Here is a 21,306-nt window from a genome sequence, read left to right as displayed (position 1 = left end):
CGAACCATGAAGCGACCCATGCCGTGCGAGGCCTTCATGGTTCGACAAGGCTCACCATGAAGGCTACCGGGATGACGGCGCCCTCAGAGGCTGCGCTTGAGCGCCGCGGCCTGGTCGAGCAGCGGCAGCACCTTGTCGCGCGGCTCCGAGGGCAGCATGAAGACGATATGGTCGACGCCGGCGTCGCGATGGCGCTTCACCTCGCTCTCCTGCATGGCCAGGCCGAACAGGACGAAGGGCACCGTCGCCGGATCACGGCCGGCCTCGGACGCCATCTGGCGGAAGCGCGGCAGCCAGTCGAGCGGATCGCCGCCGCGGCCGCCGATCGGCATCCAGCCATCGCCGTAGGCGATCGCGCGGCGCGCGCCGTGCGGGAAGCCGCCACCGACGATGATCGGCGGATGCGGCTTCTGCACCGGCTTGGGCCACTGCATCATCTCGTCGAACTTCACGAACTCGCCTGAGAACTTGGGCTTGGAGCGGGCCCAGATCTCCTTCATCGCCTGGATGCGCTCGCGCATCAGCTTGAAGCGCGTCTCGAAGGCGGTGCCGTGGTCGGCCATCTCCTCGGCGTTCCAGCCGCCGCCGACGCCGAACAGCAGGCGGCCGTTGGACAGCCGGTCCACGGTCGAGACGTCCTTGGCGGTGTGGATGGGATCGCGCTGCACCACCAGGCAGATGCCGGTGCCGAGCTTGATGGTCTTGGTGACGACCGCGGCGGCGCCCAGCGACACGAACGGATCGTAGGTGTCGTAGTAGCGCTTGGGCAGCTCGGGGCCGCCGGGCCAGGGCGACTTGCGGCTGGTGGGGATATGGCTGTGCTCCGGGACCCACAGCGAGTCCATGCCGCGGCTCTCGGCCTCGATGGCCAGCTCGTGCGGCGGGATCGCGTAGTCGGTGGGGAACATCGTGACGCCGACCTGCATGGCTTTCCTCCTCGTGGACCTGTCGCCTGTCTCAGAGCTTGTAACCTTTTCCTTCCCCCGGAGGGGGAAGGTGGCGCGAAGCGCCGGAAGGGGGATGTTGCAACGGATTCAATATGGCTTAGGACCAGCGAATTCGTTCAAACATCCCCCATCCGCCTCTGACGTTTCGACGCGAAGCGTCGAAACGTCAATTCGGGGCACCTTCCCCCTCCGGGTGAAGGACTAAGTTACTCAGCGCCCGGCGAATTCCGGCTTGCGCTTGCCGACGAACGCCTTCTTGCCTTCCGCCACGTCCTGCGACGGGTTGGTGATCATCACCGCCAGGGCGGCGTCCTGCAGCGAGCGCTCGAGGCTGATGTCGGCGGACCGCTGCATCATATGCTTGGCCAGGCGCACGGCCAGCGGCGCCTGCCCGGCCAGCGCCCGCGCGAACGCCATGGTCCTGGCCTCGAGCTCGCCATGCGGCACCACCTCGGTGACGAGCCCCAGGCGCTCGGCCTCATGGGCATCGTAGACCTCGGCCAGCAGCGTCATCTTCAGGGCCCTGTCCAGGCCCATGAAGCGCGGGAACAGCCAGGCGCCGCCCTCGTCGGGCAGCAGGCCGAACTTGCCGCTGGTGTCGCCCAGCCGCGCCTGGTCCGAGGCGATGCGGAAGTCGCAGGCCAGCGCCAGCGCCAGGCCGCCGGCGACGCAGGGGCCGTTGACCATGGCGACCACCGGCTTATCGCAGCGCGCCAGCGCCAGCACGACGCGGTGCATGCCATCGCGCATCTCCACGCCATGGCCGATCTGCACGCCGACGCGGGCGGCGCGCTCGTGCGCCGGCTCGGTGCCGCTGATGTCGCCGCCGGAGCAGAAGCCGCGGCCGGCGCCGGTGATGACCAGGCAGCGCAGCGCGTCCTGCTTCAGGTAATCCTCGATCGCCGCCGCAAGCTCGTCGCACAGGACGTGGTTGTAGGCGTTGAGGAACTGCGGGCGGTTGAGCGTGATGCGGCGGATCATGTCCGCATCCGACACGATGATCGTGGTAGGCGCGTCTGGGATCGTGGTGGGCGCGTCTGGCATGGCGCTTCCTCCTTTGCCGTGGACCTCCAGGTGAGCCGACGTCCCGCCTTCCTGAGCGGGCGGGACGCCCGCGCTCCGGGTTCAGTCCAGCACTTCCTTGTTGATGACGTTGTCGCGGTTGGGCTTGCCGTCGAGCACGCTCAGCATGTTCTCGGCCGTGGCCTGGGCCATGCGCATCACGGCCTCGGTCGTGACCCCGGCCATATGCGGCGAGCTGATGAAGTTGGGCAGCCGCAGCAGCGGGTTGTCCTTGGGCGTCGGCTCCTGCTCGAAGACGTCCAGGCCGGCCGCGGCCAGCCGGCCACCGGTGAGCGCGGCGTGCAGCGGCGCCTCGGCGATGATGCCGCCGCGCGCCGTCGACACCAGGATCGCCGTGGGCTTCATCAGGGCCAGGCGCCGGGCATCGATCATGCCCACCGTCTCGGGGGTCTTGGGGCAATGGATGGTGACGAAGTCGGCGCGCGGCAGCGCCGCATCGAGGTCGGCGACCGGCTCGCAGCCGGCGGCGCGGATCGCCTCGGGCTTCACGTAGGGGTCGTAGACGAGGACGTTCATCTCCATCACCAGCGTGCGCTTGGCGGTGCGCGTGCCGATGCGACCGAAGCCCACGATCAGCAGGGTCTTGCCCAGCAGGTCGATCGGCAGGTGCTTCATGCGGTCGGCGCCCCAGCGGCCTTCCTGCACCATGGCGTGGAAATGCGCCGCCCGCTTGGCCAGCGTCATCATCAGGAAGACGGCATGCTCAGCCACCGACGGCGAGTTGGCGATGCCGGCCACCATCAGCGGGATCCTGCCCGCGGTCAGCGCCGGCACGTCCACGGCGTCGTAGCCGACGCCGATGCGGGCCACGACCTGCAGGCCCTTGGCGGCATCGCGCTCGGCGGCGCCGAACGGCGTGCCGCCAAGGGCCACGCCGTTGACCTCGCCCAGCTCCTGCAGGCGCGCGATGAAGGCGGGCGTCGGCGTCGTGCCCGGAAACGTCGCGACCTCGACATCGTCGCGCCGCTTCAGCACATCCAGCCCCGCCATGCCGAAAATGTCCGGCACCAGCAGCCGCTTCTTGTTCGTCGCCATCTCTCGCTCCCTCCGGGTCCCGCATGCATGGGCATCACGATGCCATCATTCCCCAAGGATCGGCCCATGCAAATGGGGCGCGCGGACACGGTCCGGCGCTCTTTCGGCTGGCGGAAACGCGCCGGCGATCACAAGATCTTGTCGAGGAAGCGCAGCCGCACCAGCGCCGACTGGATACGCATCACATGTCGCCCTGGGCACCGGGCACGACATGCGCTGCGCCGGGCTCCAGGCACGCCTGCAAAGGCGCGCAGTCGGCAAACAGGCGGGACCGAAGCGGCATGGAGCTCTCCTTGCGCGGCGCCGCCTCAACTCTTGGCGGCGACGTAGCCGTAGAACTTGTTCAGGAAATCGCCGGTCCGCAGCGGCCTGGCGGCATTGCTGGGAATCGTGGCCATCAGGCCCCAATGGGCGATCGGCATCGAGATCGGGTTCGGGAAGCTGACGGTCGATCCGTGGGCAATCGGGGCCAGCAGCGTCACCCAGTGATCGGGCCACGCCGAGAGCATGTCCTAAGGTTGACGACAGCAGCATCCGAGGGATGGCGGACCACCCGCCGCAGTCCTAGACTGCGGTCCAATCCACCGCGAGGAAGCATCATGATCGTCGAACAGATCTGGACCGCGAACGCCTATCGCAACTTCAACTATCTGATCGTCTGCAAGGAGACCGGCGAGGCGCTGGCGATCGATCCGCTGGACCACGAGAAGTGCCTGGCCGTGGCCAAGGACAAGGGCTGGACCATCACCCAGGTCCTCAACACGCACGAGCACGGCGACCATACCGGCGGCAACCGGCAGGTGGTGGCGGCCACCGGCGCCAAGGTGCTGGCGCATGTCAACGCCAAGGACAAGATCCCGGGCATGGACCGCGGCCTGAAGGCCGGTGACGTCGTGAAGGTCGGCAAGACGGTCGAGCTCGAGTGCCTGGACACGCCGGGCCACACGATGTGCCACATCTGCCTGCGCTCGCACGGCGATCACCCGGCGCTGTTCTGCGGCGACACGCTGTTCAACGCCGGCGCCGGCAACTGCCACAACGGCGGCCATCCCAGCGAGCTCTACACCACCTTCGCCAGCCAGCTCGACAAGCTGCCCGAGAACACGCTGATCTACCCGGGCCACGACTACATCGCGCGCAACCTCGAATTCACGCTCGATCGCGAGCCCGACAACGCCAAGGCCAAGGCCATGCTGCCCGGCATGGAAAAGCAGGATCCGGCCAAGGCGCTGGTCACGACGCTGGCGCTGGAGCGCGAGATCAACACCTTCTTCCGGCTCACCAGCCCGTCGGTGATCCGCCGCCTGCGTGAGGCCTTCCCCGACCTGCTCGACAACCCCGATCCCAGGACGGTGTTCCTGAAGCTGCGCGAGCTGCGCAACAAGTGGTGACACCGCGGCGCACGGCGCGCACCGCCCTGGCCGCGGCTGCCGCCAGCCTGTGCCTGGCGCCGGCGGCGATCGCGGCAGACGGCTTCGATGTCGTCGCGCTGGGCGCCCTGGGCGGCATCCAGGACGGCAATCTCAGCGCCTTCCTGGTGCGCCCGCGCCATGACGACAACGCCGTCACCTGCGATGCCGGATCCCTGGTCAACGGCCTGCGCGTGGCCGACGAGAAGGGGGCCCTCGACGACGTCACGGTGCCCGCGGACTCGCCCCACAGCCGGGTGGGCCATGTGCTGGCCAGCCGCATCAAGGGCTACCTCATCAGCCATGCGCATCTGGACCACGTCGCCGGCCTGATCATCGCGTCGCCCGACGACAGCAGGAAGCCGATCTACGCCCTGCCCGGTGTCGGCGCGACGCTGGTGGAGACGTATTTCAACTGGCGCGCCTGGCCCAACTTCACGGATCGCGGCACGGCCCCGCAGCTCAAGAAGTACACGCTCGAGGATCTGACGCCTTCCGTCAGCACGGCGATCAAGGGCACGGCGATGACGGTGACCGCCTTTCCGCTGGCCCATGGCGGCGTCGACTCGACGGCGTTCCTGATCGAGAGCGACGGCGATGCCCTGCTGTGCTTCGGCGATACCGGACCGGACGCGGTGGAGAAGACGACGCGGATGCGCGATGTCTGGGTGGCGGTCGCCGAGCGCGTCAAGCAGCGCCGGCTGAAGGCCATCGTGATCGAGGTGTCCTACGCCAGCGACCGTCCCGACAACCTGCTGTTCGGCCACCTCACGCCGCAATGGCTGCTACGCTCGCTGCGCGAGCTCGACCAGCTGGCCGGCGGCAATGCGCTGAAGGACCTGCCGGTGGTGATCAGCCACATCAAGTACGCGCTGACGGCCGAGCAGCCGCAGAAGAAGATCCTGGCCGAGCTGGAAGCGGGCAACGACCTGGGCGTGCGGTTCATCATGCCGCAGCAGGGCAGCCGCTGGCATTTCAAGTAGGCAGGAACTTCTCCGTCATCGCCGGGAGCGCGCCACTCCAGTGGCGCACCGGCGCGTCAGCGCCGGCCCACGAACCGCGCGGGAGAGCCGGCCCTTCGGGCCGGTGCGCCACTGGAGTGGCGCGCTCCCGGCATGATCAAACCACCTGCGCGGACTGGACGGGCGAGCGCAGGGCGCCGGCCAGCAGCTCCAGGGCCTGGGCCAGCTCGGCGCGGTTGCGCGCGGCGCCCAGCGAGACACGCACCCCAGGCGCCGCCGCACCATCGGTCGAGAACGCGTCGTCGCCGACCACGGCCAGGCCGTGGCGCAGGGCGTGCGCCAGGAACGCCGTGCGGCTCCAGGGCCGCGGCAGCGCCAGCCAGAGATGGTGGCCGCTGTTGCGCGCGGCGTACGGAATGCTCTTCAGCAGCTTGCGCGCGAGAAGCTGGCGACCCGTGGCCTCGTGGCGGATCGCCAGGATGATCTTGTCGGCCACGCCCGTGCGCTGCCAATGCGTCACCAGGGCCACCATCAGCGGCGGCGGCATCTGCATCGTGGCCTGCAGGTTGCGGCGCATCTGCTGCTCGACCGGCGCGTCAGGCGCCAGCAGGTAGGAGACGCGCAGCGCCGGGGCGATGCATTTCGACAGGCCGACGGCAAGCCAGGTGCGCTCAGGGATCAGGGTGGCGATCGGCGGCACCCCCGGCTCGAGCAGGCCGTAGGCATCGTCCTCGATCAGCACTGTGCCGGCGCGGCGGATGATATCGGCGACGATCTCGCGCCGCTCGACGCTCATCGTCGCCGTGGTCGGGTTGTGCAGGGTCGGCGTGAGGTAGACCGCCTTGGGCGCATGCGCGCGGCACGCCGCCCGCAGCGCGTCGGGCAGGACGCCCTCCTCGTCCATCGCCACGCCGATCAGACGCACGCCCAGCATCTCGGCCGCCGCCTTCATGCCCGGGAACGTCAGCGCCTCGGTCAGCACCACATCGCCGCGCGACGCCAGCGACAGCAGCGCGTTGAACAGGATCGCCTGGTTGCCGGGATAGATCACCAGGCGCTCGGCGCTCGCCTCGGGCAGGCGCGGGCGCAGCCAGGAAGCGGCGACGGCGCGCTCCTCGTCGCTGCCGCCGGGACGCTGGTAGTTCAGGAAGGCGCTGAAGCTGGACTGGGCCTGGATGGCTTCCAGCCCCTGCGTGATGCGCAGGTCGAGATTGGCTTCCACCGGCTGCGGCGGCACGTTCATCGACAGGTCGATCGTGACCTGGAAGGGAATGTCGCGCGCGGCGCGGGCCGTGGTCTCGGAGACGAACGTGCCGCGTCCGACATGGGCATCCAGGAGCCCGCGCCGCCGCGCCTCGCCATAGGCGCGCGTGACGGTGGTGAGGTCGAGGTCGAGCGCGCCGGCAAGCGCGCGATGCGTCGGCAGCTGCTGGCCGCGCGCCAGCCGGCCACTGGCGATATCGGCCGCCAGCGCCTGCACGATGCGCATGAAGACCGGCCCCTGCCACTCGGATAATGTAGGGACCCAATCCATACAATTGACCTCTTTGTCTTGGATTGTTAGGTATGTCCTTCTTATTGTATGGATCAGAACGGATCAAGGGAGCTTCATCCATGACGGCGACGCAAGACGAGGTCACCCTCGGAGAAGCCATGCGGCGTGGCTTCATGCAGCGCTGCCCGAACTGTGCCGAGGGCAGGCTGTTCCGCCGTTTCCTGAAGGTGGTCGACCACTGCCCGGCTTGCGGCGAGGAGTTTTCGCACCACCGCGCCGACGACTTCCCGCCCTATCTCGTGATCATGATCGTAGGCCACGTGATCGTCCCGCTGCTGTTCGCCGTCGAGATGGCGTACGCGCCGCCGATGTGGCTCGAATTCGTGGTCTGGCTCCCGCTCACGCTGCTGAGCTGCCTGGCGCTGCTGCAGCCCGTCAAGGGTGCGGTCGTGGGCATGCAATGGCAGCTCGGCATGCACGCCTTCGCGGAGGCGAAGCTGCGCCGACTCCAGGCCAGCGGGAACGGGTAGAGCGAGCTTCACTGTCATCCCGAGCGTAGCGAGGGATCTCCCGCGAATGGCGCACTGTGCGTCTTTCGCAGGAGATCCCTCGCTGCGCTCGGGATGACAGGGTGTTGTATTGCTACGCCGCCGCCTTGGCGCCGCGGACCGGGCCCCATGACTTCAGCACCGGCAGGACCTCCTTGGCGAAGAGCCGCAGGCCGCGCTCTGACACCGCCATCGGCGTGCCGCCGAAGCGGAAGGCGATGTTGAGCCGGAAGTCGCCCAGGATGCGCCGGCGCTCCTCGAATCCGCGCAAAATCTTGTCGGGCGTGCCCCAGCTTGCCGCCTGCATGAAGCCCTTCACCGCGCCCTCGAGGCCGGCCTGGCGCGCGATCTCGGCTTTCTGCTGGTAGGAGTCATAGCCCTTCACCGTCTTGAAGTGCTCGCCCAGGAACTCGTAGTGATAGAAGTTGCTCTCGACGAACTTCCCCTGGTAGCGGCGCGCCTCGTCCTCGGTCTCGGCCAGGTCGGTGCCGCAGACGCCGAACTCGGTCAGCAGGATCTCGGGCGGCTCGGTGCCGTGGAACTGGCGGTGCAGCTCGCGGCCGCGCTCGATCACGGGCAGGCGCATGTCCCATGGCCGGTCGGCGAACATCACCATGTGGGCGCCCAGCTTGGCGGCCGAGATGACGGAGTCCTCGCTGGACGCCACGGCGTAGATGCGGCCGTCGAACGAATGCTGCGGCCGCGGCCGGATCTCGACGCGCGGCTGCTTGTAGAAGGGCCCGTCGCCCTCCATGAAGCCGGTCTTCAGCGCCTGGACGATCATCGGCGCCGCCTCGTCGAAGCGGGCACGCGACTCGTCCATGCTCATGCGGAACGCCGCGAACTCGCGCCGCGCCAGCCCGCGCCCCAGGCCCAGCCGCAGCCGCCCCTTGCTCAGCATATCGAGCACCGCGGCGTTCTCAGCCACGCGCAGCGGGTCGTGCCATGGCAGGATCACGGCCGCGGTGCCGACATCGATGTTCGGGCACAGCGCCGCCAGATGGGTCATCAGGTGGATGTTGTCGGGGACGAAGGAGTAGTCGTTGAAGTGATGCTCGGCCGACCACAGGCAGTCGAACCCCAGGTCGGCGGCCAGCCGTGCGAGCCGGATCTCCTCGTCCCACACACGGTTGTCGGAACAGTTCTCCCAGCCGTAGCTGGCGAACACCATCATCATGCCGACGTCCATGGGCGTCTCCTCGTCTGCTCATCTGTTGCGATCGAGGAATGCTTCCATGGACGCGGGACCGCGGCAAGCGCGGCACGTCAATCCTGCAATGCAGCCGGACGCAGGCCTGTGGGCGGCGCCGCCATGTCGAGGCTGGCATAGGGATACTGCCGCGCGCGGCAGGGCTTGCCCAGCCGCAGCATGTAGACCTCGATCTCCTCGTCGTCCTCGACGAACAGCTTGACGCCGGGTCCATAGCGGACCTGGCCATTGCGGGCCTCGAAGCCTCGCCGGACGAGAAACGCCTTTGTCATCATCGAGCCAGCGCCTGCCAAACGACTCTCGGGAGTTGCACGCTCCATAGAGCGTCGCACGAAGGTTGTGCTCGGTAAAAGAGTTCAAACTGAACTTTTGCTTCTCGCACATGCAACGCATCGATATCGCCATCGTTGATGGCCGGTTCGACCGCCAGAAGGTTCCCGCCCGGAATGCAGACCGCCATCCGCCTTGAGAGCCGCTCGATTTCGGCCTGACTCCCATGCGCTTTTGATGTATTATAGTGAACGCTCGCTTTATTTAAGTGAGCAACACACCTGGGAGACAGCAATGAGCGTCGCAGACCTATTCTTCTCGACCAAAGGACGCATCGGCCGTGGCAAGTGGTGGGCCGGCGTCATCGCCCTGGGCGTCCTCAACACCGCCGTCACGCTGATCCTGTTCAAGGTGCTGGGCTGGAACATGGTCAGCCGTATCGTCTACGGCGCCTGGAGCCTCGCCATGCTCTATCCGGCCTATTGCGTGCTGGCGAAGCGCTTCCAGGACCGCGACGAGCGCCCGATCCTGGCGCAGATCGCGATCGCGGTGGCGGCTGTGCAGGTCGTGCTCACCGTGCTCGCCCTCACCAACCCGTTCGAACCCAACATGCTGGGCAACGTCGTCTCCATCGTGCAGGGCATCCTGGGCCTCGTGTTCCTGGTCATGCTCGGCTGCCTGCGCGGCACCGTGGGCGACAACCGCTTCGGCCCCGACCCGCTGCCAGCGGCCCCGTACGGCACGCAGCAGCCCATCCCGACCAAGTAGGCCCGCGCCCCGCCGCGGGGCCGGACCACGCACGATGGGCGCCGTCCGCGCGACGGCGCCCGTCGCGCCCCACGGGGCAAGCCGGCCGGCACGCGCATGCCTGTGCCGGCGCCGTCGCGCACCTGACCGTCGGTTCCTGGTCCGTCACCGGTGTATGCTCGCCGGCACGGATCCACGACCGCGGGAGGAGCGGCGATGGAAATCGGCATGTTCCACGAGTTCCAGTGCCCGCACGGCTACAGCGAGGCACGCGCGTTCGCGGAATCCTTCGAGCAGGTCGACGCCGCCGAGCGCTGGGGGCTCGACTGCATGTGGCTCGCCGAGCTGCACATCGCGCCGACGCGCTCGGTGCTGTCGGCGCCGCTGGCCATCGCCAGCGCCATCGCCGCACGCACCACGCGGATGAAGATCGGGATCGCGGTGCAGGTGCTGCCCCTGTGCCACCCGCTGCGCATCGCCGAGGAGGCCGCGACCGTCGACCATGTCAGCCACGGCCGCCTGATCTTCGGCGTCGGACGCAGCGGCTTCCCGCGCACCTACATGGCCTACGGCGTGCCCTACGCCGAAAGCCAGGCGCGCTTTGCCGAAACGCTCGAGATCATCCGCCGCGCCTGGACCCTGCCCTCGTTCTCCTATAGCGGCACGTTCCACAGCTTCAGCGACGTGCACCTGGTGCCCAAGCCGTACCAGAAGCCGCACCCGCCCATCCGTGTCGCCGCCACCAGCCCCGACACCTACGCCATGGTGGGGGCGCTGGGCTTTCCGATCTTCGTCGCCGTGCGGCTGGGCGTGCTGTCGGAGCTGGTGCCGCTGATCGCCGAGTACCACGCCGCCTGGCGCGCCGCCGGCCATCCCGGCAAGGGCGAGGTCTATCTGCGGGTGCCGGTCTATGTCGCCCCGACCGAGGCCCAGGCCCGCGACGAGCCGCGCGCCAGCATCATGCAGTTCTACCAGGAGATGGCGGCGATCATCGCCCAGTCCGCGACCCAGGCCGGCACGCGCGCGATCGAGAACCGCGCCGGCCGCGCCGCGCATCTCAAGAGCGTGAGCTACGAGGAGGCGATGCGCGAGAAGGTAATCGTCGGCACGCCCGATCAGGTGGCGGCCCGGCTGCAGGCGCTGCGGGCCGAGCTCGGCCTCGACGGCATCCTGGCCGAGATGAATTGCGGCGCCCTGATCCCGCACGCCCAGGTGCTGCGCTCGCTGGAGCTGCTGTGCAAGGAGGTGATGCCGCAGGTGAAGGGTTGAGCCCTATGGAAGCCAGCGTTCCAACAATGACCCCATTCCCGCAACAGGAGCCCAAGCATGCGTCCGCCTCTGCGCATTGGTGCCGTCTATGATTTCCGCAACACGCCCGAGTCGGGCATGGACATGCCCAGCCTGTACGCCGCGATCATCGACCAGGTCGTGATGCTCGACCGGCTCGGGCTCGATCTCGTCTGGTTCACCGAGCACCATTTCCTCGACGACGGCTACCTGCCGTCATGGACGCCGATCGCCGGCGCCATCGCGGTGCGGACGCGGCATGTGCGCCTCTCCACCGATGTCTGCCTGCTGCCGTTCAACCACCCCATCCGCCTGGCCGAGGATCTCGCCGTGCTGGACAACCTCAGCAACGGCCGCATCGAGCTCGGCGTCGGCATGGGCTATGCCCCGCACGAGTTCGCCGGCTTCGGCCTGCCGGTATCGCGCCGCGTGTCGCTGACCGACGAGGGCATCGAGGTGCTGCGCCGCTGCTTCAGCGGCGAGCGCTTCAGCTTCCACGGCAAGCGCTACACGTTCAGCGACGTGGTGATCCGGCCGGGCTACGTGCAGCCGGGCGGACCGCCGCTGTGGGTGGCGGCGATGTCGGAGGCCGGCGCCCAGCGCGCGGCCCGGTTCGACTGCCACCTGCTGCCGCAGGGACCGCGCGCGGCCGTGCTCGAACCCTGGCGGGCGGCGCTGGCCGCGTCGGGCCGCGACGCGCAGCGCTACCGCGTCGGCATCATCCGCTCCTGCCTCGTCACCGATGACCGCGACCGCGACTGGCCGCGCATCCGGGCGGCGGAGCGCTATCGCCACCAGGTCTATCGCAGCTTCACGCCGGGAACCGGGCTGGGCGGCGTCGCCGGCAATGTCGACGAGGAGCGGATCCCGCAGACCTGGGTGGTCGGCGATGCCGACCATTGCGTCGCCGAGCTGACGGCGTTCATCCGGGCCTACGGCATCACCGACCTGGTCACCTGGGCGGTGCCGCCGGGCATGCGGCCCGAGGACACCAACCAGAGCCTCGAGCGCTTCCTGCGCGAGGTCGCGCCGCGCCTGAAGGAAGCGGCGCGGGGTTTGTAGCTCAGCGGGCGGCAATCGCTGGCGGCTGCCGCGCCGCCAGCGCCACGAGCGCGGCCAGCGACGCCAGGGTGCCGAACACCAGCAGCGACAGCGTATAGGTCCCGGTGCTGTCGCGCAGCACGCCCGACAGCACCGGCCCGGCGGCCTGGGCCAGCACCTGCAGCGACAGCGCCACGCCGCGGATGGCGCCGTAGCTTTCGCGGCCGAAATAGTCGGCCCATGCCACCGGCAGCAGCGTCATCAGGCTGCCGATGCCAAGGCCGAACAGGCCGCCGGCAATCATGGCGTCATGGGCCGCGCCGACGCCGATCAGCGCGAAGCTGCCGATGCCCAGCAGGACAGCCGCCAGCAGCAGGCCATGGCGCACTGGCCAGCGGCGCGGCAGGAAGCCGACGCCGAAGCTGGCGACGGCGGACATCGCCGAGAAGACGGCGACCGCCGACGCGGCGGTGATCGGCGCCAGGCCGCGCTCGATCAGGTGCGGCGCCTGGTGCAGGCTGACGCCGGCCTGCACCGGAAAGACCAGCACGGTGTAGAGCGAGAGCAGCCAGAACGCGGGCGTGCGCATGGCGGCGGCGCGGCTGAAGCGCGGCTCCGGCGCCGCCCCCGCGCCAGCGACCCTGTCGGCGGCGAGCCCGACATCCTCGGGCCGGCGCACCAGCAGAAGCCAGGCCGGCAGGAAGCCGACCAGCAGCACGCAAGCGCCGACCGCCACCCATCCGCTGCGCCAGCCGCCATCACGCATGGCCAGCTGCGCCACGATCGGCAGGGCCACGAGTCCCGACATCTGCGCCAGCGTCGCGATCGACACGGCGGTCTGCCGGCGCGCCACGAACCAGGCGTTGAGCGCACCGTAGAGGCCAAGATCGTAGGGGCCGGCCCAGACCATGCGCGCGAAGCAGAACAGCAGGTAGAACGCCGCCAGCGACTGCACCAGCGACAGCGCCATGGTCGCCAGCCCGACGCCGAGCACAGCCAGGCACAGCACCAGCCGCGCCCCCCGGCGGTCCAGCATCGGCCCGATCACGGGCGAGATCACCGCTGCCAGCACGCCGCCCAGCGACACGGCGCCCGAGATCGCCGTGCGCGACCAGCCGAAATCCTGCGTCATCGGCGTCACGAACACCGACAGCACGGCCACCGCCGGCCCCTGGCGGGCGAACCCGGCCAGGCAGACGCAGGCCAGCACCACCCAGCCGTAGTAGAACGGCAGGCGCGGCATGAGCAGGCTCGCCAGGAACGGCGGCTTCATCGGGGACAGCCGACACGCCCTCCCCCAACGCAGTTGGGGGAGGTGGCCGAAGGCCGGAGGGGGAGCTGACGTGGTTTCAGCTGCATAGACCTCGTCGGCTCCCCTCCGCCCCTTCGGGGCACCTCCCCAGCTGCGCTGGGGAGGAAAGATATCCGCTCCCGCGGGGAGAGGAGAAAAGCTCAGAACGCGATCACGTTGCGGGCGACCTCGCCGGTCTTGATCTGGGCGTAGGCGTCGTTGATCTGGTCGAGGCGGACGCGGCCGGAGATCATGAGATCGAGCTTGAGAAGGCCGCGCATGTAGAAATCGACGAAGCGCGGCATGTCGGTGCGGAAGCGGTTCGATCCCATGGCGCAGCCCTGGATGCGCTTCTCGCCCAGGATCTCGGCGCCCGACAGCTCGAAGCGCATGCCGACCGGCATCATGCCGATCACTGTGGCGGTGCCGCCGCGCTTGATCATGCGGAACGACTGCTCGACCGTCGGCTTCAGCCCGACGCACTCGAACGAATAGTCGGCGCCGCCGCCGGTCATCTCGCGGACCGCCTTGACGGGATCGACGCCGGAGGCATCGACGAAGTCGGTGGCCCCGAACTCCCTGGCGAGGTTGGCCTTCGACGCCACGCGGTCGATGGCGATGATGCGGCCGGCGCCGGCGATCGCCGCGCCGTTGACCGCCGACAGGCCGATGCCGCCCAGGCCGATCACCGCGACGGTCGATCCCGGCTCGACCCGGGCGGTGCGGAACACGGCGCCGACGCCGGTGGTGACGGCGCAGCCGATCAGCGCGGCGCGGTCCAGCGGCATGTCCGGGCGGATCTTCACCACGGCATGCTCGTGCACCAGCATGTGGTCGGCGAAGGACGACAGCGGCAGCGCCGCCGGCATCGGCTTGCCGTCCAGGCTCATGCGCTGCGGTCCGCCGGGCGGCCGCTGCGTCGCCGGGCTGACGCACAGCGACATGCGTCCGCTCAGGCAGTACTCGCACTCGCCGCAGAACACCGACACGCAGGTGATCACGTGGTCGCCGGGCTTCACGTAGGTGACGTCCGAGCCCACCGCGACCACGACGCCGGAGGATTCGTGGCCCAGGACGCAGGGACAGGCGCAGGGATAGAGGCCTTCCATGAAATGCAGGTCGCTGTGGCAGACGCCGGCGAAGGCGGTGCGGATCAGCACCTCGTTGCGCGCCGGCGCGTCAAGGTCGACCTGCTCGATCGACAGCGGGGCATTGACCTGGTGCATGACGGCGGCGGTGGCTTTCATCGGACGGCTCCAGCGGCGGACGTGACGGTGCGCGAGGCCGGCAGTGTAGGTGTGGCCAGCGCGGCGACGCAACCACGGGCACAGCGCGGCAATGCCTTGACTCCGACGGGCGGCGGATCGAGGCTCCCAGCAACAAAGCCGGAAAACACGGCGGGGCATCGGGAGGAAACATGAAGCGGACGGTGAGCCGGCGGCAGGCGCTGATCGGCCTGGCAGCCGGCATGGGCACGCTGGCGGCACGAGACAATGCTCTGGCGCAGGCCGGGCGCTACAAGGAGGCGCCGTCGCTCGCCGAGCAGGTGCGCGCCGGCAAGCTGCCGCCGGTCGAGGCCCGCCTGCCGCAGAACCCGCTGGTCGTGCCGGTGGTCGAGCGCGTCGGCGAGTATGGCGGCGTGTGGCGCCGCGCATTCCTGGGGCCGGCGGACTCCAACAACTATGTCCGCGTCGTCTACGACGCGCTGTTCCGCTTCTCGCCGGACGGCGCCAAGATCGAGCCCAAGATCGCGGAAGGCGCCGAGCCCTCGGCCGATTTCCGGACCTGGACGATCAAGCTGCGCAAGGGCTCGCGCTGGTCGGACGGCGCGCCCTTCACCGCCGACGACATCCTGTTCTGGTACAACGACGTGCTGCTCAACAAGGAGCTGACGCCGACCCTGCCGGGCTGGATCCGCAACCCCGACGGCTCGGCCGCCAAGGTCGAGAAGGTCGACGAAGCGGCCGTGCGCTTCACCTACGCGGCGCCGGCGACGCTGTTCCTGACCGCGGTGGCCAACCAGGACGGCGCCGACCGCACCTTCGCGATGTTCCTGCCGGCGCACTACCTCAAGAAGTTCCATCCGGCGCACACGCCCAAGGCGGACATCGACAAGGCGGCGCAGGCGGCCGGCTTCAAGACCTGGACCGAGCTGTTCGCCAACCGCAACGCGCCGCCCGAGAACCCGGAACGCCCGACCATGGCTGCCTGGGCGCCGGTGTCACGGGCCAGCGATCCGGTCTTCACGCTGCGCCGCAACCCCTACTATGTCGGCGTCGACACCGCCGGCAACCAGCTGCCCTATCTCGACGAGGTGCGCTTCACCTACTTCGCCGACGCCCAGGCGCTCAACCTGGCGGCCATCGCCGGCAACTTCGACATGCAGGAGCGCCACATCAACATGACGAACTACCCGGTGCTCAAGGAGCAGGAGAAGACCGGGAAGTATCGCATCATCGCCTGGCCGACCTTCGGCGGCGCCGATGCGGTGATCGCGGTCAACCAGACCTATGCCGCCGATCCGGTGATGGGCAAGCTGATGGCGACCCGCGACTTCCGGATCGCGCTGTCGCTGGCGATCAACCGCGAGCAGATCAAGGAGAGCGTGTTCCTGGGCCTGGGCGAGCCGCGCCAAGGGGTGCCGGCGCCCTGGCATCCCTACTTCCCCGGCGCCGAATGGGCGCAGAAATACACCGAGTTCAAGCGCGACGAGGCTAACAAGCTGCTCGACGGCATCGGGCTCACCAAGAAGGACGCTCAGGGCATCCGCCTGCTGTCCAACGGCAAGCCGGCGATGATCGAGATCAGCGTCGTGCCGGCGTTCGCCGCGTGGCCCGACGTGGCGCTGCTGGTGTCGAAGGACTGGGAGGCGGTCGGCATCAAGACCATCGTGCAGATCCGCGAGCGCGCGCTGCACTTCACGATGAGAGACAACAACGAGCTGATGGCCGAGATCTGGAACGAGGACACCAGCGCCTTCCCCTACACCGGCAACGCCAAGGTCGACCCGCGCAACGCCCCCATCCTGACCATGGGGCCGCTGTGGCTCCGCTGGTATGCGACCAGCGGCAAGGAGGGCGCCGAGCCGCCGCCGGAGATGAAGCGCATCGTCGAGATCGTCGACAAGGCGCGCACGGTCGGGCCCGACGAGCAGGTGAAGCTGTCGCAGGAGCTGTACCGCAACTGGGCCGACAATCTCTACGAGATCGGCACCGTCGGGCTGACGCCGATGGTGCAGGGCGTGGTCGTGGCCGGCGCCAGGTTCCGCAACGTGCCCACGACGCTGGGCAACGACTGGCCGCTGCGCAGCCCCGGCAACGCCCGCACCGAGCAGTTCTTCTTCGCCAAATGACCCGGGCGGAGAAACCCTCCCAACCCTTCCGGGAGCGGGACAATCGCATGTGCCAGGAAGACAACCACAGAGGCACAGAGACACAGAGACAACACAGAGAGCAAAGCGTTGCGCGCCTTCGGCGCGCGATCATGTCTTGCTCTGTGTGATCTCTGTGCCTCTGTGGTTCGTCTTCCGACAGTCCGGCCGGCAACGCCGCATGTGATTACTCTCGCTTCGCTAGGGAGGAAGACGCATGACGCGCTACATCCTCCGGCGGCTGGCGCTGCTGCCGCTGCTGATGGTGGTCTACTCCTTCGTCATCTTCGTCATCATCCAGGCGCCGCCGGGCGACTTCCTGACCGCCTATGTCGCCACGCTCGCCTCCTCGGGCTCGTCGATGTCGGCGGAGCAGGTCCAGGCCCTGCGCCAGCAATACGGCCTCGACCAGCCCATGATCGTGCAGTACGTGCTGTGGCTGCAGCACCTGCTGCATGGCGATTTCGGGCTGTCGCTGGAATACCAGCGGCCCAATGCCGATCTGATCGGCGAGCAGCTCGGGCTGACCCTGGCGCTGGCGCTGTTCTCGCTGGTGCTGACCTGGGTGATCGCGGTGCCGGCCGGCATCTATTCGGCGACCCATCCGCGCTCGTGGGGCGATCACGCGCTGACGGTGATCAACTATGTCGGGGTCGCGACGCCCAACTTCATGCTGGCGCTGATCCTGATGTGGATCGCCTTCGCCTATTTCGACATCAGCGTCACCGGGCTGTTCTCGCCCGAGTTCGCCGACGCGCCCTGGAGCCTGGCGCGGGTGTTGGACCTGCTGGGCCATATCTGGCTGCCGGCCCTGGTGCTGGGCATCGCCGGCACGGCGCGGCTGAGCCGCATCATGCGGGCCAACCTGCTGGACGAGCTCAACAAGCCCTACGTCGTGACGGCGCGCGCCAAGGGCATGAAGGAATGGCGGCTGGTGCTGCGCTACCCCGTGCGGCTGGCGTTCAACCCGCTGGTCAGCACCATCGGCTGGTACCTGCCGCTGCTGTTCTCCGGCAGCCTGATCGTGGCCACGGTGATGAACCTGCCCAATATCGGCCCGCTGCTGCTGCGCGCGCTGGTCAACCAGGACATGTACCTCGCCGGCGGCATCCTGCTGATCTACTCGTTCCTGACCGTCCTGGGCACCCTGCTGTCCGACATCCTGCTGGCGCTGATCGATCCACGCATCCGGGTGGAGGGCTAGCATGACGACGCTGGATGCCGGCACCGTCGCCGAGGACCGCGTCGCGGTCGCCTCCAACTGGCGGCTGGTGTGGTGGCGCTTCCGCCGGCACCACCTGGCGATGTTGAGCGCCGTGCTGCTGATCGGCCTCTACGTCGTCGTCCTGATGCCGGACTTCTTCGCCACCCAGGACCCCGAGCGCACCGACGCGCGCCAAGCCTTCATCCCGGTGCAGATGGTGCACCTGTTCGACGACGGCAAGCTCGCGCCCTGGGTGCCCGCCATCGCCGGCAAGCGCAACCCGGTGACCCTGCGCATGGAGTGGACCACCGACAAGCAGCGCAAGGTGCCGATCCGCTTCTTCGCGCCGGGCCATCGCTGGCGGGTGCTGGGCCTGTTCGAGACCAACCTGCACCTGATCGCGCCCGCCGATCCGACGCAGCGCATCTTCCTGCTCGGCTCCGACCGGCTGGGACGGGACCAGTGGTCGCGCATCATGCACGGCACGCAAACCTCGATGACGGTCGGCCTCGTCGCGGTGGCGCTCAGCGTCATCCTCGGGGTCGTGCTGGGCGGCATCTCGGGCTATGTCGGCGGCAAGACGGACCAGGTGATCCAGCGCGTGATCGAGCTGCTGCAGTCCGTGCCCACGATCCCGATCTGGCTGGCGCTGTCGGCCGCCCTGCCGCGCGACTGGACGCCGACCGAGATCTTCTTCGCCATCACCGTGATCCTGTCGCTGGTCGGCTGGACGACCCTGGGCCGCGAGGTGCGCGGCCGGTTCCTCGCGCTGCGCGAGGAGGATTTCGTGCTGGCGGCGCGGCTGGCCGGCTGCTCGCAGATGCGCATCATCCTGCGTCACATGGTGCCGACCTTCCTCAGCCACATCATCGCCACCAGCTCGCTGGCCATCCCGGTCATGATCATCAACGAGACGTCGCTGTCGTTCCTCGGGCTGGGCATCCGGCCGCCGGCCATCAGCTGGGGCGTGCTGCTGCAAGAGGCGCAGAACATCCAGACCCTGGCGCTGGCGCCATGGCTGCTGATCCCGGGCCTGGTCGTCATCGTCGCGGTGCTCGCCTTCAACCTCGTCGGCGATGGGCTGCGCGATGCCGCCGACCCGTACAGCCAGTAGGGGCCAGGCACATGACGTCAACATTGAACGAGTATTATTCCTCCCCATGCGTCAGCATGGGGAGGTGCCCCGAAGGGGCGGAGGGGAGCCGACGTGGTCTCCGCAATAAACGCCGTGTCCTTGTAACGAGGACCACGTGGGCTCCCCCTCCGGCCTTCGGCCACCTCCCCCAACTACGTTGGGGGAGGAAATGACGCCGCTGCTTTCGGTGCGCGACCTGCGCGTGTCGTTCGCGCTGGACGAGGGCCTGGTGCGCGCCGTCGACGGCACCAGCTTCGACGTCATGCCCGGGCAGGTGCTGGGCGTCGTCGGCGAAAGCGGCTGCGGCAAGAGCGTGACGATGAGGGCGATCCTGCAGCTCATCGAGCGGCCGGGACGCATCACCTCGGGCGAGATCCGCTTCCGCCGTCGTGATGGCGACAACGCGGTCGACATCGCCCGGCTGCCGCCGCGCGGCCCGGAGATGCGCGACATCCGCGGCGGCGAGATCGCGCTGATCCCGCAGGAGCCGATGGCCGCCTTCAGCCCGGTGCACACGGTGGGCGACCAGGTCATCGAGGCCATCCTGCTGCACGGCCATCGCTGGCAGGAAGGCGGCCGCCGGCTGCGCCGCGCCGAGGCGCGCGACATCACCGTCGGGCTGTTCCGCGACGTCGGCATCTCGATGCCCGAGCAGCGCATCGATGCGTTCTCGTGGCAGCTCTCCGGCGGCCTGCGCCAGCGCGCGATGATCGCGATGGCGCTTTCCTGCAAGCCGCGCCTGCTGATCGCCGACGAGCCCACCACCGCCATCGACGTCACCACGCAGGCCCAGGTGCTGGCGCTGCTGCGCGACCTGCAGGCGCGCTACAACACCGCCATCATCTTCATCACGCATGACCTGGGCGTGATCGCGCAGATGGCGAGCTACGTCGTGGTGATGTATCTGGGCCGCGTGATGGAGCAAGGGCCGGTGGACGATATCTTCCACAATCCCAGGCATCCCTACACCAAGGCGCTGCTGCGCTCGATCCCCAGCCTGCACGGCGCGACGCGCGTGGCGCTGCCGGTGATCAGCGGCGCGCTGCCGCATCCCTTCAACCGGCCGCCGGGCTGCCCGTTCCATCCGCGCTGCCCCGACGCGATGGCGCGCTGCGCGGCTGCGATCCCCAGCCTGCAGCCGGTGGCCGCGCACCAGCTCGCCAGCTGCTTCCTGCACCACGACCAGGCGGAGCCGGCATGAACGCCCCTTCCACCGGCACGGCGGCGCCACCGTTGCTCGACGTCCGCGGGCTGCAGAAGTACTTTCCCATCACCAGGGGCCTGCGGCAGCGCGTCGTCGCCCAGGTCCGGGCGGTCGACGGGGTCGACTTCACCATCAGCGAAGGCGAGACGCTGGGGCTGGTCGGCGAGAGCGGCTGCGGCAAGACCACCGCCTCGCGCTGCATCCTGCGCGCCATCGATCCGACCGGCGGCGCCATCGTCTACCGCACCCGCGACGGCCGCACGGTCGACCTCGCCGCCCTGTCGCCGGCCGCGCTGCGGCCGCTGCGGGCCGAGATCCAGATGATCTTCCAGGATCCGTTCAGCTCGCTCAACCCGCGCATGACGCTGCTGGACAATGTCGGCGAGCCGCTGCTGGTCAACGGCATGAAGAACCGCCGCGAACGCGCCGAGCGCGTGGCCGAGCTGCTGCGTCTGGTCGGGCTGCGGCCGGAGTTCATGCACCGCTTCCCGCATGCCTTCAGCGGCGGCCAGCGCCAGCGCATCGGCATCGCCCGGGCACTGGCCACCAGCCCGCGCCTGGTGGTCGCCGACGAGCCGGTGTCGGCGCTCGACGTCTCGGTCCAGGCGCAGGTGCTGAACCTGCTGCTGGAGCTGCAGTCCAGGCTGAAGCTGACCTTCCTGTTCGTCGCCCATGACCTGTCGGTGGTGCGCCACATCTGCGACCGCATCGCCGTGATGTATGTCGGACAGCTCGTCGAGCTGGCCCCCACCGACGCCATCTTCGGACGGCCGCAGCATCCCTACACCGCGGCGCTGATGCGCGCCGTGCCGGTGCCCGATCCGCGGGTGCGCAGCAGTGACGGCATCCTCGGCGGCGAGGTGCCGAGCCCGGCGGCGCCGCCCTCGGGCTGCTACTTCCATCCGCGCTGCCGCCACGCCCAGGAGCGCTGCCGCGTCGAGGCGCCCGCGCTGCGCGAGATCGCCCCCGACCACATGACGCGCTGCCACCGTGCCGGCGAGGTGGCGTTCTGAGGTGTGCTTTGGTCGGGCCGCGGCGCTCCGGCGCCGCTCATGTGTCCGCCGCTAC

Annotated in this window: 20 protein-coding genes; 11 read left to right on the top strand and 9 right to left on the bottom strand. The window is 69.0% G+C overall.

Annotated elements, in window-relative coordinates:
* Positions 1 to 83: 83 nt before the first annotated feature.
* The 4 genes from FHP25_RS17245 to FHP25_RS17230 form a co-directional block, all read right to left on the bottom strand.
* Positions 84 to 926 carry an LLM class F420-dependent oxidoreductase gene (locus tag FHP25_RS17245; RefSeq protein ID WP_147848177.1) on the bottom strand — a complete coding sequence of 281 codons (843 nt, stop codon included), beginning with the start codon at positions 924 to 926 and terminating at the stop codon, positions 84 to 86.
* A 231-nt stretch (positions 927 to 1,157) separates the two neighbouring features.
* Positions 1,158 to 1,991 carry an enoyl-CoA hydratase/isomerase family protein gene (locus FHP25_RS17240; protein WP_178133588.1) on the bottom strand — a complete coding sequence of 278 codons (834 nt, stop codon included), beginning with the start codon at positions 1,989 to 1,991 and terminating at the stop codon, positions 1,158 to 1,160.
* 81 nt (positions 1,992 to 2,072) lie between these two features.
* The gene (locus FHP25_RS17235) at positions 2,073 to 3,065 is read right to left on the bottom strand and encodes a hydroxyacid dehydrogenase (protein ID WP_147848176.1); all 993 of its coding nucleotides are present in this window, start codon (positions 3,063 to 3,065) and stop codon (positions 2,073 to 2,075) included.
* Positions 3,066 to 3,373: 308 nt separating this feature from the next.
* Complete coding sequence (locus FHP25_RS17230) at positions 3,374 to 3,547, bottom strand: hypothetical protein (RefSeq protein WP_178133587.1); 174 nt, start codon at positions 3,545 to 3,547, stop codon at positions 3,374 to 3,376.
* Between the two features lie 117 nt (positions 3,548 to 3,664).
* On the opposite strand from FHP25_RS17230, the gene FHP25_RS17225 reads away from it, so the two are divergent.
* Entirely contained in the window at positions 3,665 to 4,456 is a 792-nt protein-coding gene (locus FHP25_RS17225) for a hydroxyacylglutathione hydrolase (protein ID WP_147848174.1), read from the top strand.
* Entirely contained in the window at positions 4,453 to 5,457 is a 1,005-nt protein-coding gene (locus FHP25_RS17220; RefSeq protein WP_218578419.1) for an MBL fold metallo-hydrolase, read from the top strand. The genes FHP25_RS17225 and FHP25_RS17220 overlap by 4 nt, the downstream gene beginning before the upstream one ends.
* 136 nt (positions 5,458 to 5,593) lie before the next feature.
* Here the strand turns inward: FHP25_RS17220 and FHP25_RS17215 are convergent, their stop codons facing one another.
* Positions 5,594 to 6,970: an aminotransferase-like domain-containing protein gene (locus FHP25_RS17215; RefSeq protein WP_147848173.1), complete on the bottom strand. Its 1,377-nt coding sequence runs from the start codon at positions 6,968 to 6,970 to the stop codon at positions 5,594 to 5,596.
* An 80-nt stretch (positions 6,971 to 7,050) separates the two neighbouring features.
* Between FHP25_RS17215 and FHP25_RS17210 the strand changes: the two genes are divergently transcribed.
* Positions 7,051 to 7,461, top strand: a complete 411-nt coding sequence (locus FHP25_RS17210) for a DUF983 domain-containing protein (RefSeq protein ID WP_147848172.1) — start codon at positions 7,051 to 7,053, stop codon at positions 7,459 to 7,461.
* Between the two features lie 112 nt (positions 7,462 to 7,573).
* Here FHP25_RS17210 and FHP25_RS17205 read toward each other — a convergent pair whose 3' ends face one another.
* Both FHP25_RS17205 and FHP25_RS17200 read right to left on the bottom strand, forming a co-directional pair.
* Positions 7,574 to 8,668, bottom strand: a complete 1,095-nt coding sequence (locus FHP25_RS17205) for an LLM class flavin-dependent oxidoreductase (RefSeq protein ID WP_147848171.1) — start codon at positions 8,666 to 8,668, stop codon at positions 7,574 to 7,576.
* Positions 8,669 to 8,745: 77 nt separating this feature from the next.
* The gene (locus FHP25_RS17200) at positions 8,746 to 8,964 is read right to left on the bottom strand and encodes a hypothetical protein (RefSeq protein ID WP_147848170.1); all 219 of its coding nucleotides are present in this window, start codon (positions 8,962 to 8,964) and stop codon (positions 8,746 to 8,748) included.
* Between the two features lie 289 nt (positions 8,965 to 9,253).
* Between FHP25_RS17200 and FHP25_RS17195 the strand changes: the two genes are divergently transcribed.
* The 3 genes from FHP25_RS17195 (at position 9,254) to FHP25_RS17185 (ending at position 12,055) form a co-directional block, all read left to right on the top strand.
* Complete coding sequence (locus tag FHP25_RS17195; protein WP_178133586.1) at positions 9,254 to 9,727, top strand: DUF805 domain-containing protein; 474 nt, start codon at positions 9,254 to 9,256, stop codon at positions 9,725 to 9,727.
* Between the two features lie 195 nt (positions 9,728 to 9,922).
* Positions 9,923 to 10,975, top strand: a complete 1,053-nt coding sequence (locus FHP25_RS17190) for an LLM class flavin-dependent oxidoreductase (RefSeq protein WP_147848168.1) — start codon at positions 9,923 to 9,925, stop codon at positions 10,973 to 10,975.
* Positions 10,976 to 11,032: 57 nt separating this feature from the next.
* Complete coding sequence (locus tag FHP25_RS17185; protein ID WP_147848167.1) at positions 11,033 to 12,055, top strand: LLM class flavin-dependent oxidoreductase; 1,023 nt, start codon at positions 11,033 to 11,035, stop codon at positions 12,053 to 12,055.
* A gap of 1 nt (position 12,056) precedes the next feature.
* On the opposite strand, the gene FHP25_RS17180 is transcribed toward FHP25_RS17185, so the two are convergent.
* A complete protein-coding gene (locus FHP25_RS17180) occupies positions 12,057 to 13,307 on the bottom strand; it encodes an MFS transporter (RefSeq protein WP_147848166.1) in 1,251 nt (416 codons plus the stop codon).
* 179 nt (positions 13,308 to 13,486) lie between these two features.
* The gene (locus FHP25_RS17175) at positions 13,487 to 14,572 is read right to left on the bottom strand and encodes a Zn-dependent alcohol dehydrogenase (protein ID WP_147848165.1); all 1,086 of its coding nucleotides are present in this window, start codon (positions 14,570 to 14,572) and stop codon (positions 13,487 to 13,489) included.
* 170 nt (positions 14,573 to 14,742) lie between these two features.
* On the opposite strand from FHP25_RS17175, the gene FHP25_RS17170 reads away from it, so the two are divergent.
* The 5 genes from FHP25_RS17170 (at position 14,743) to FHP25_RS17150 (ending at position 21,251) form a co-directional block, all read left to right on the top strand.
* On the top strand, positions 14,743 to 16,677 hold the full coding sequence (locus tag FHP25_RS17170; RefSeq protein ID WP_147848164.1) for an ABC transporter substrate-binding protein: 1,935 nt from the start codon (positions 14,743 to 14,745) through the stop codon (positions 16,675 to 16,677).
* A gap of 235 nt (positions 16,678 to 16,912) precedes the next feature.
* Positions 16,913 to 17,899: an ABC transporter permease gene (locus FHP25_RS17165; protein ID WP_147848163.1), complete on the top strand. Its 987-nt coding sequence runs from the start codon at positions 16,913 to 16,915 to the stop codon at positions 17,897 to 17,899.
* A 1-nt stretch (position 17,900) separates the two neighbouring features.
* Positions 17,901 to 19,013, top strand: coding sequence for an ABC transporter permease (locus tag FHP25_RS17160; protein WP_147848162.1), 1,113 nt, complete (start codon positions 17,901 to 17,903; stop codon positions 19,011 to 19,013).
* Between the two features lie 190 nt (positions 19,014 to 19,203).
* Positions 19,204 to 20,235: an ABC transporter ATP-binding protein gene (locus FHP25_RS17155; RefSeq protein WP_147848161.1), complete on the top strand. Its 1,032-nt coding sequence runs from the start codon at positions 19,204 to 19,206 to the stop codon at positions 20,233 to 20,235.
* Entirely contained in the window at positions 20,232 to 21,251 is a 1,020-nt protein-coding gene (locus FHP25_RS17150; RefSeq protein ID WP_147848160.1) for an ABC transporter ATP-binding protein, read from the top strand. Before FHP25_RS17155 ends, FHP25_RS17150 begins: the two co-directional genes overlap by 4 nt.
* Positions 21,252 to 21,306: the final 55 nt, after the last annotated feature.

The sequence above is a fragment of the Vineibacter terrae genome (assembly GCF_008039615.1).
GTDB lineage: Bacteria > Pseudomonadota > Alphaproteobacteria > Reyranellales > Reyranellaceae > Vineibacter > Vineibacter terrae.
The sequence above is the reverse complement of the archived record's forward strand: the minus strand, read 5'-3'. Positions and strand labels throughout refer to the sequence as shown.

What these genes read in the sequence shown, in the direction of transcription:
- FHP25_RS17150 (WP_147848160.1), top strand. Translation starts at nt 20,232, where the DNA reads ATGAACGCCCCTTCCACCGGCACGGCGGCGCCACCGTTGCTCGACGTC.
- FHP25_RS17165 (WP_147848163.1), top strand. Translation starts at nt 16,913, where the DNA reads ATGACGCGCTACATCCTCCGGCGGCTGGCGCTGCTGCCGCTGCTGATG.
- FHP25_RS17190 (WP_147848168.1), top strand. Translation starts at nt 9,923, where the DNA reads ATGGAAATCGGCATGTTCCACGAGTTCCAGTGCCCGCACGGCTACAGC.
- FHP25_RS17175 (WP_147848165.1), bottom strand. Translation starts at nt 14,572, where the DNA reads ATGAAAGCCACCGCCGCCGTCATGCACCAGGTCAATGCCCCGCTGTCG.
- FHP25_RS17185 (WP_147848167.1), top strand. Translation starts at nt 11,033, where the DNA reads ATGCGTCCGCCTCTGCGCATTGGTGCCGTCTATGATTTCCGCAACACG.
- FHP25_RS17180 (WP_147848166.1), bottom strand. Translation starts at nt 13,307, where the DNA reads ATGAAGCCGCCGTTCCTGGCGAGCCTGCTCATGCCGCGCCTGCCGTTC.
- FHP25_RS17210 (WP_147848172.1), top strand. Translation starts at nt 7,051, where the DNA reads ATGACGGCGACGCAAGACGAGGTCACCCTCGGAGAAGCCATGCGGCGT.
- FHP25_RS17235 (WP_147848176.1), bottom strand. Translation starts at nt 3,065, where the DNA reads ATGGCGACGAACAAGAAGCGGCTGCTGGTGCCGGACATTTTCGGCATG.
- FHP25_RS17240 (WP_178133588.1), bottom strand. Translation starts at nt 1,991, where the DNA reads ATGCCAGACGCGCCCACCACGATCCCAGACGCGCCTACCACGATCATC.
- FHP25_RS17170 (WP_147848164.1), top strand. Translation starts at nt 14,743, where the DNA reads ATGAAGCGGACGGTGAGCCGGCGGCAGGCGCTGATCGGCCTGGCAGCC.
- FHP25_RS17155 (WP_147848161.1), top strand. Translation starts at nt 19,204, where the DNA reads ATGACGCCGCTGCTTTCGGTGCGCGACCTGCGCGTGTCGTTCGCGCTG.
- FHP25_RS17195 (WP_178133586.1), top strand. Translation starts at nt 9,254, where the DNA reads ATGAGCGTCGCAGACCTATTCTTCTCGACCAAAGGACGCATCGGCCGT.
- FHP25_RS17200 (WP_147848170.1), bottom strand. Translation starts at nt 8,964, where the DNA reads ATGATGACAAAGGCGTTTCTCGTCCGGCGAGGCTTCGAGGCCCGCAAT.
- FHP25_RS17160 (WP_147848162.1), top strand. Translation starts at nt 17,901, where the DNA reads ATGACGACGCTGGATGCCGGCACCGTCGCCGAGGACCGCGTCGCGGTC.
- FHP25_RS17245 (WP_147848177.1), bottom strand. Translation starts at nt 926, where the DNA reads ATGCAGGTCGGCGTCACGATGTTCCCCACCGACTACGCGATCCCGCCG.
- FHP25_RS17215 (WP_147848173.1), bottom strand. Translation starts at nt 6,970, where the DNA reads ATGGATTGGGTCCCTACATTATCCGAGTGGCAGGGGCCGGTCTTCATG.
- FHP25_RS17205 (WP_147848171.1), bottom strand. Translation starts at nt 8,668, where the DNA reads ATGGACGTCGGCATGATGATGGTGTTCGCCAGCTACGGCTGGGAGAAC.
- FHP25_RS17225 (WP_147848174.1), top strand. Translation starts at nt 3,665, where the DNA reads ATGATCGTCGAACAGATCTGGACCGCGAACGCCTATCGCAACTTCAAC.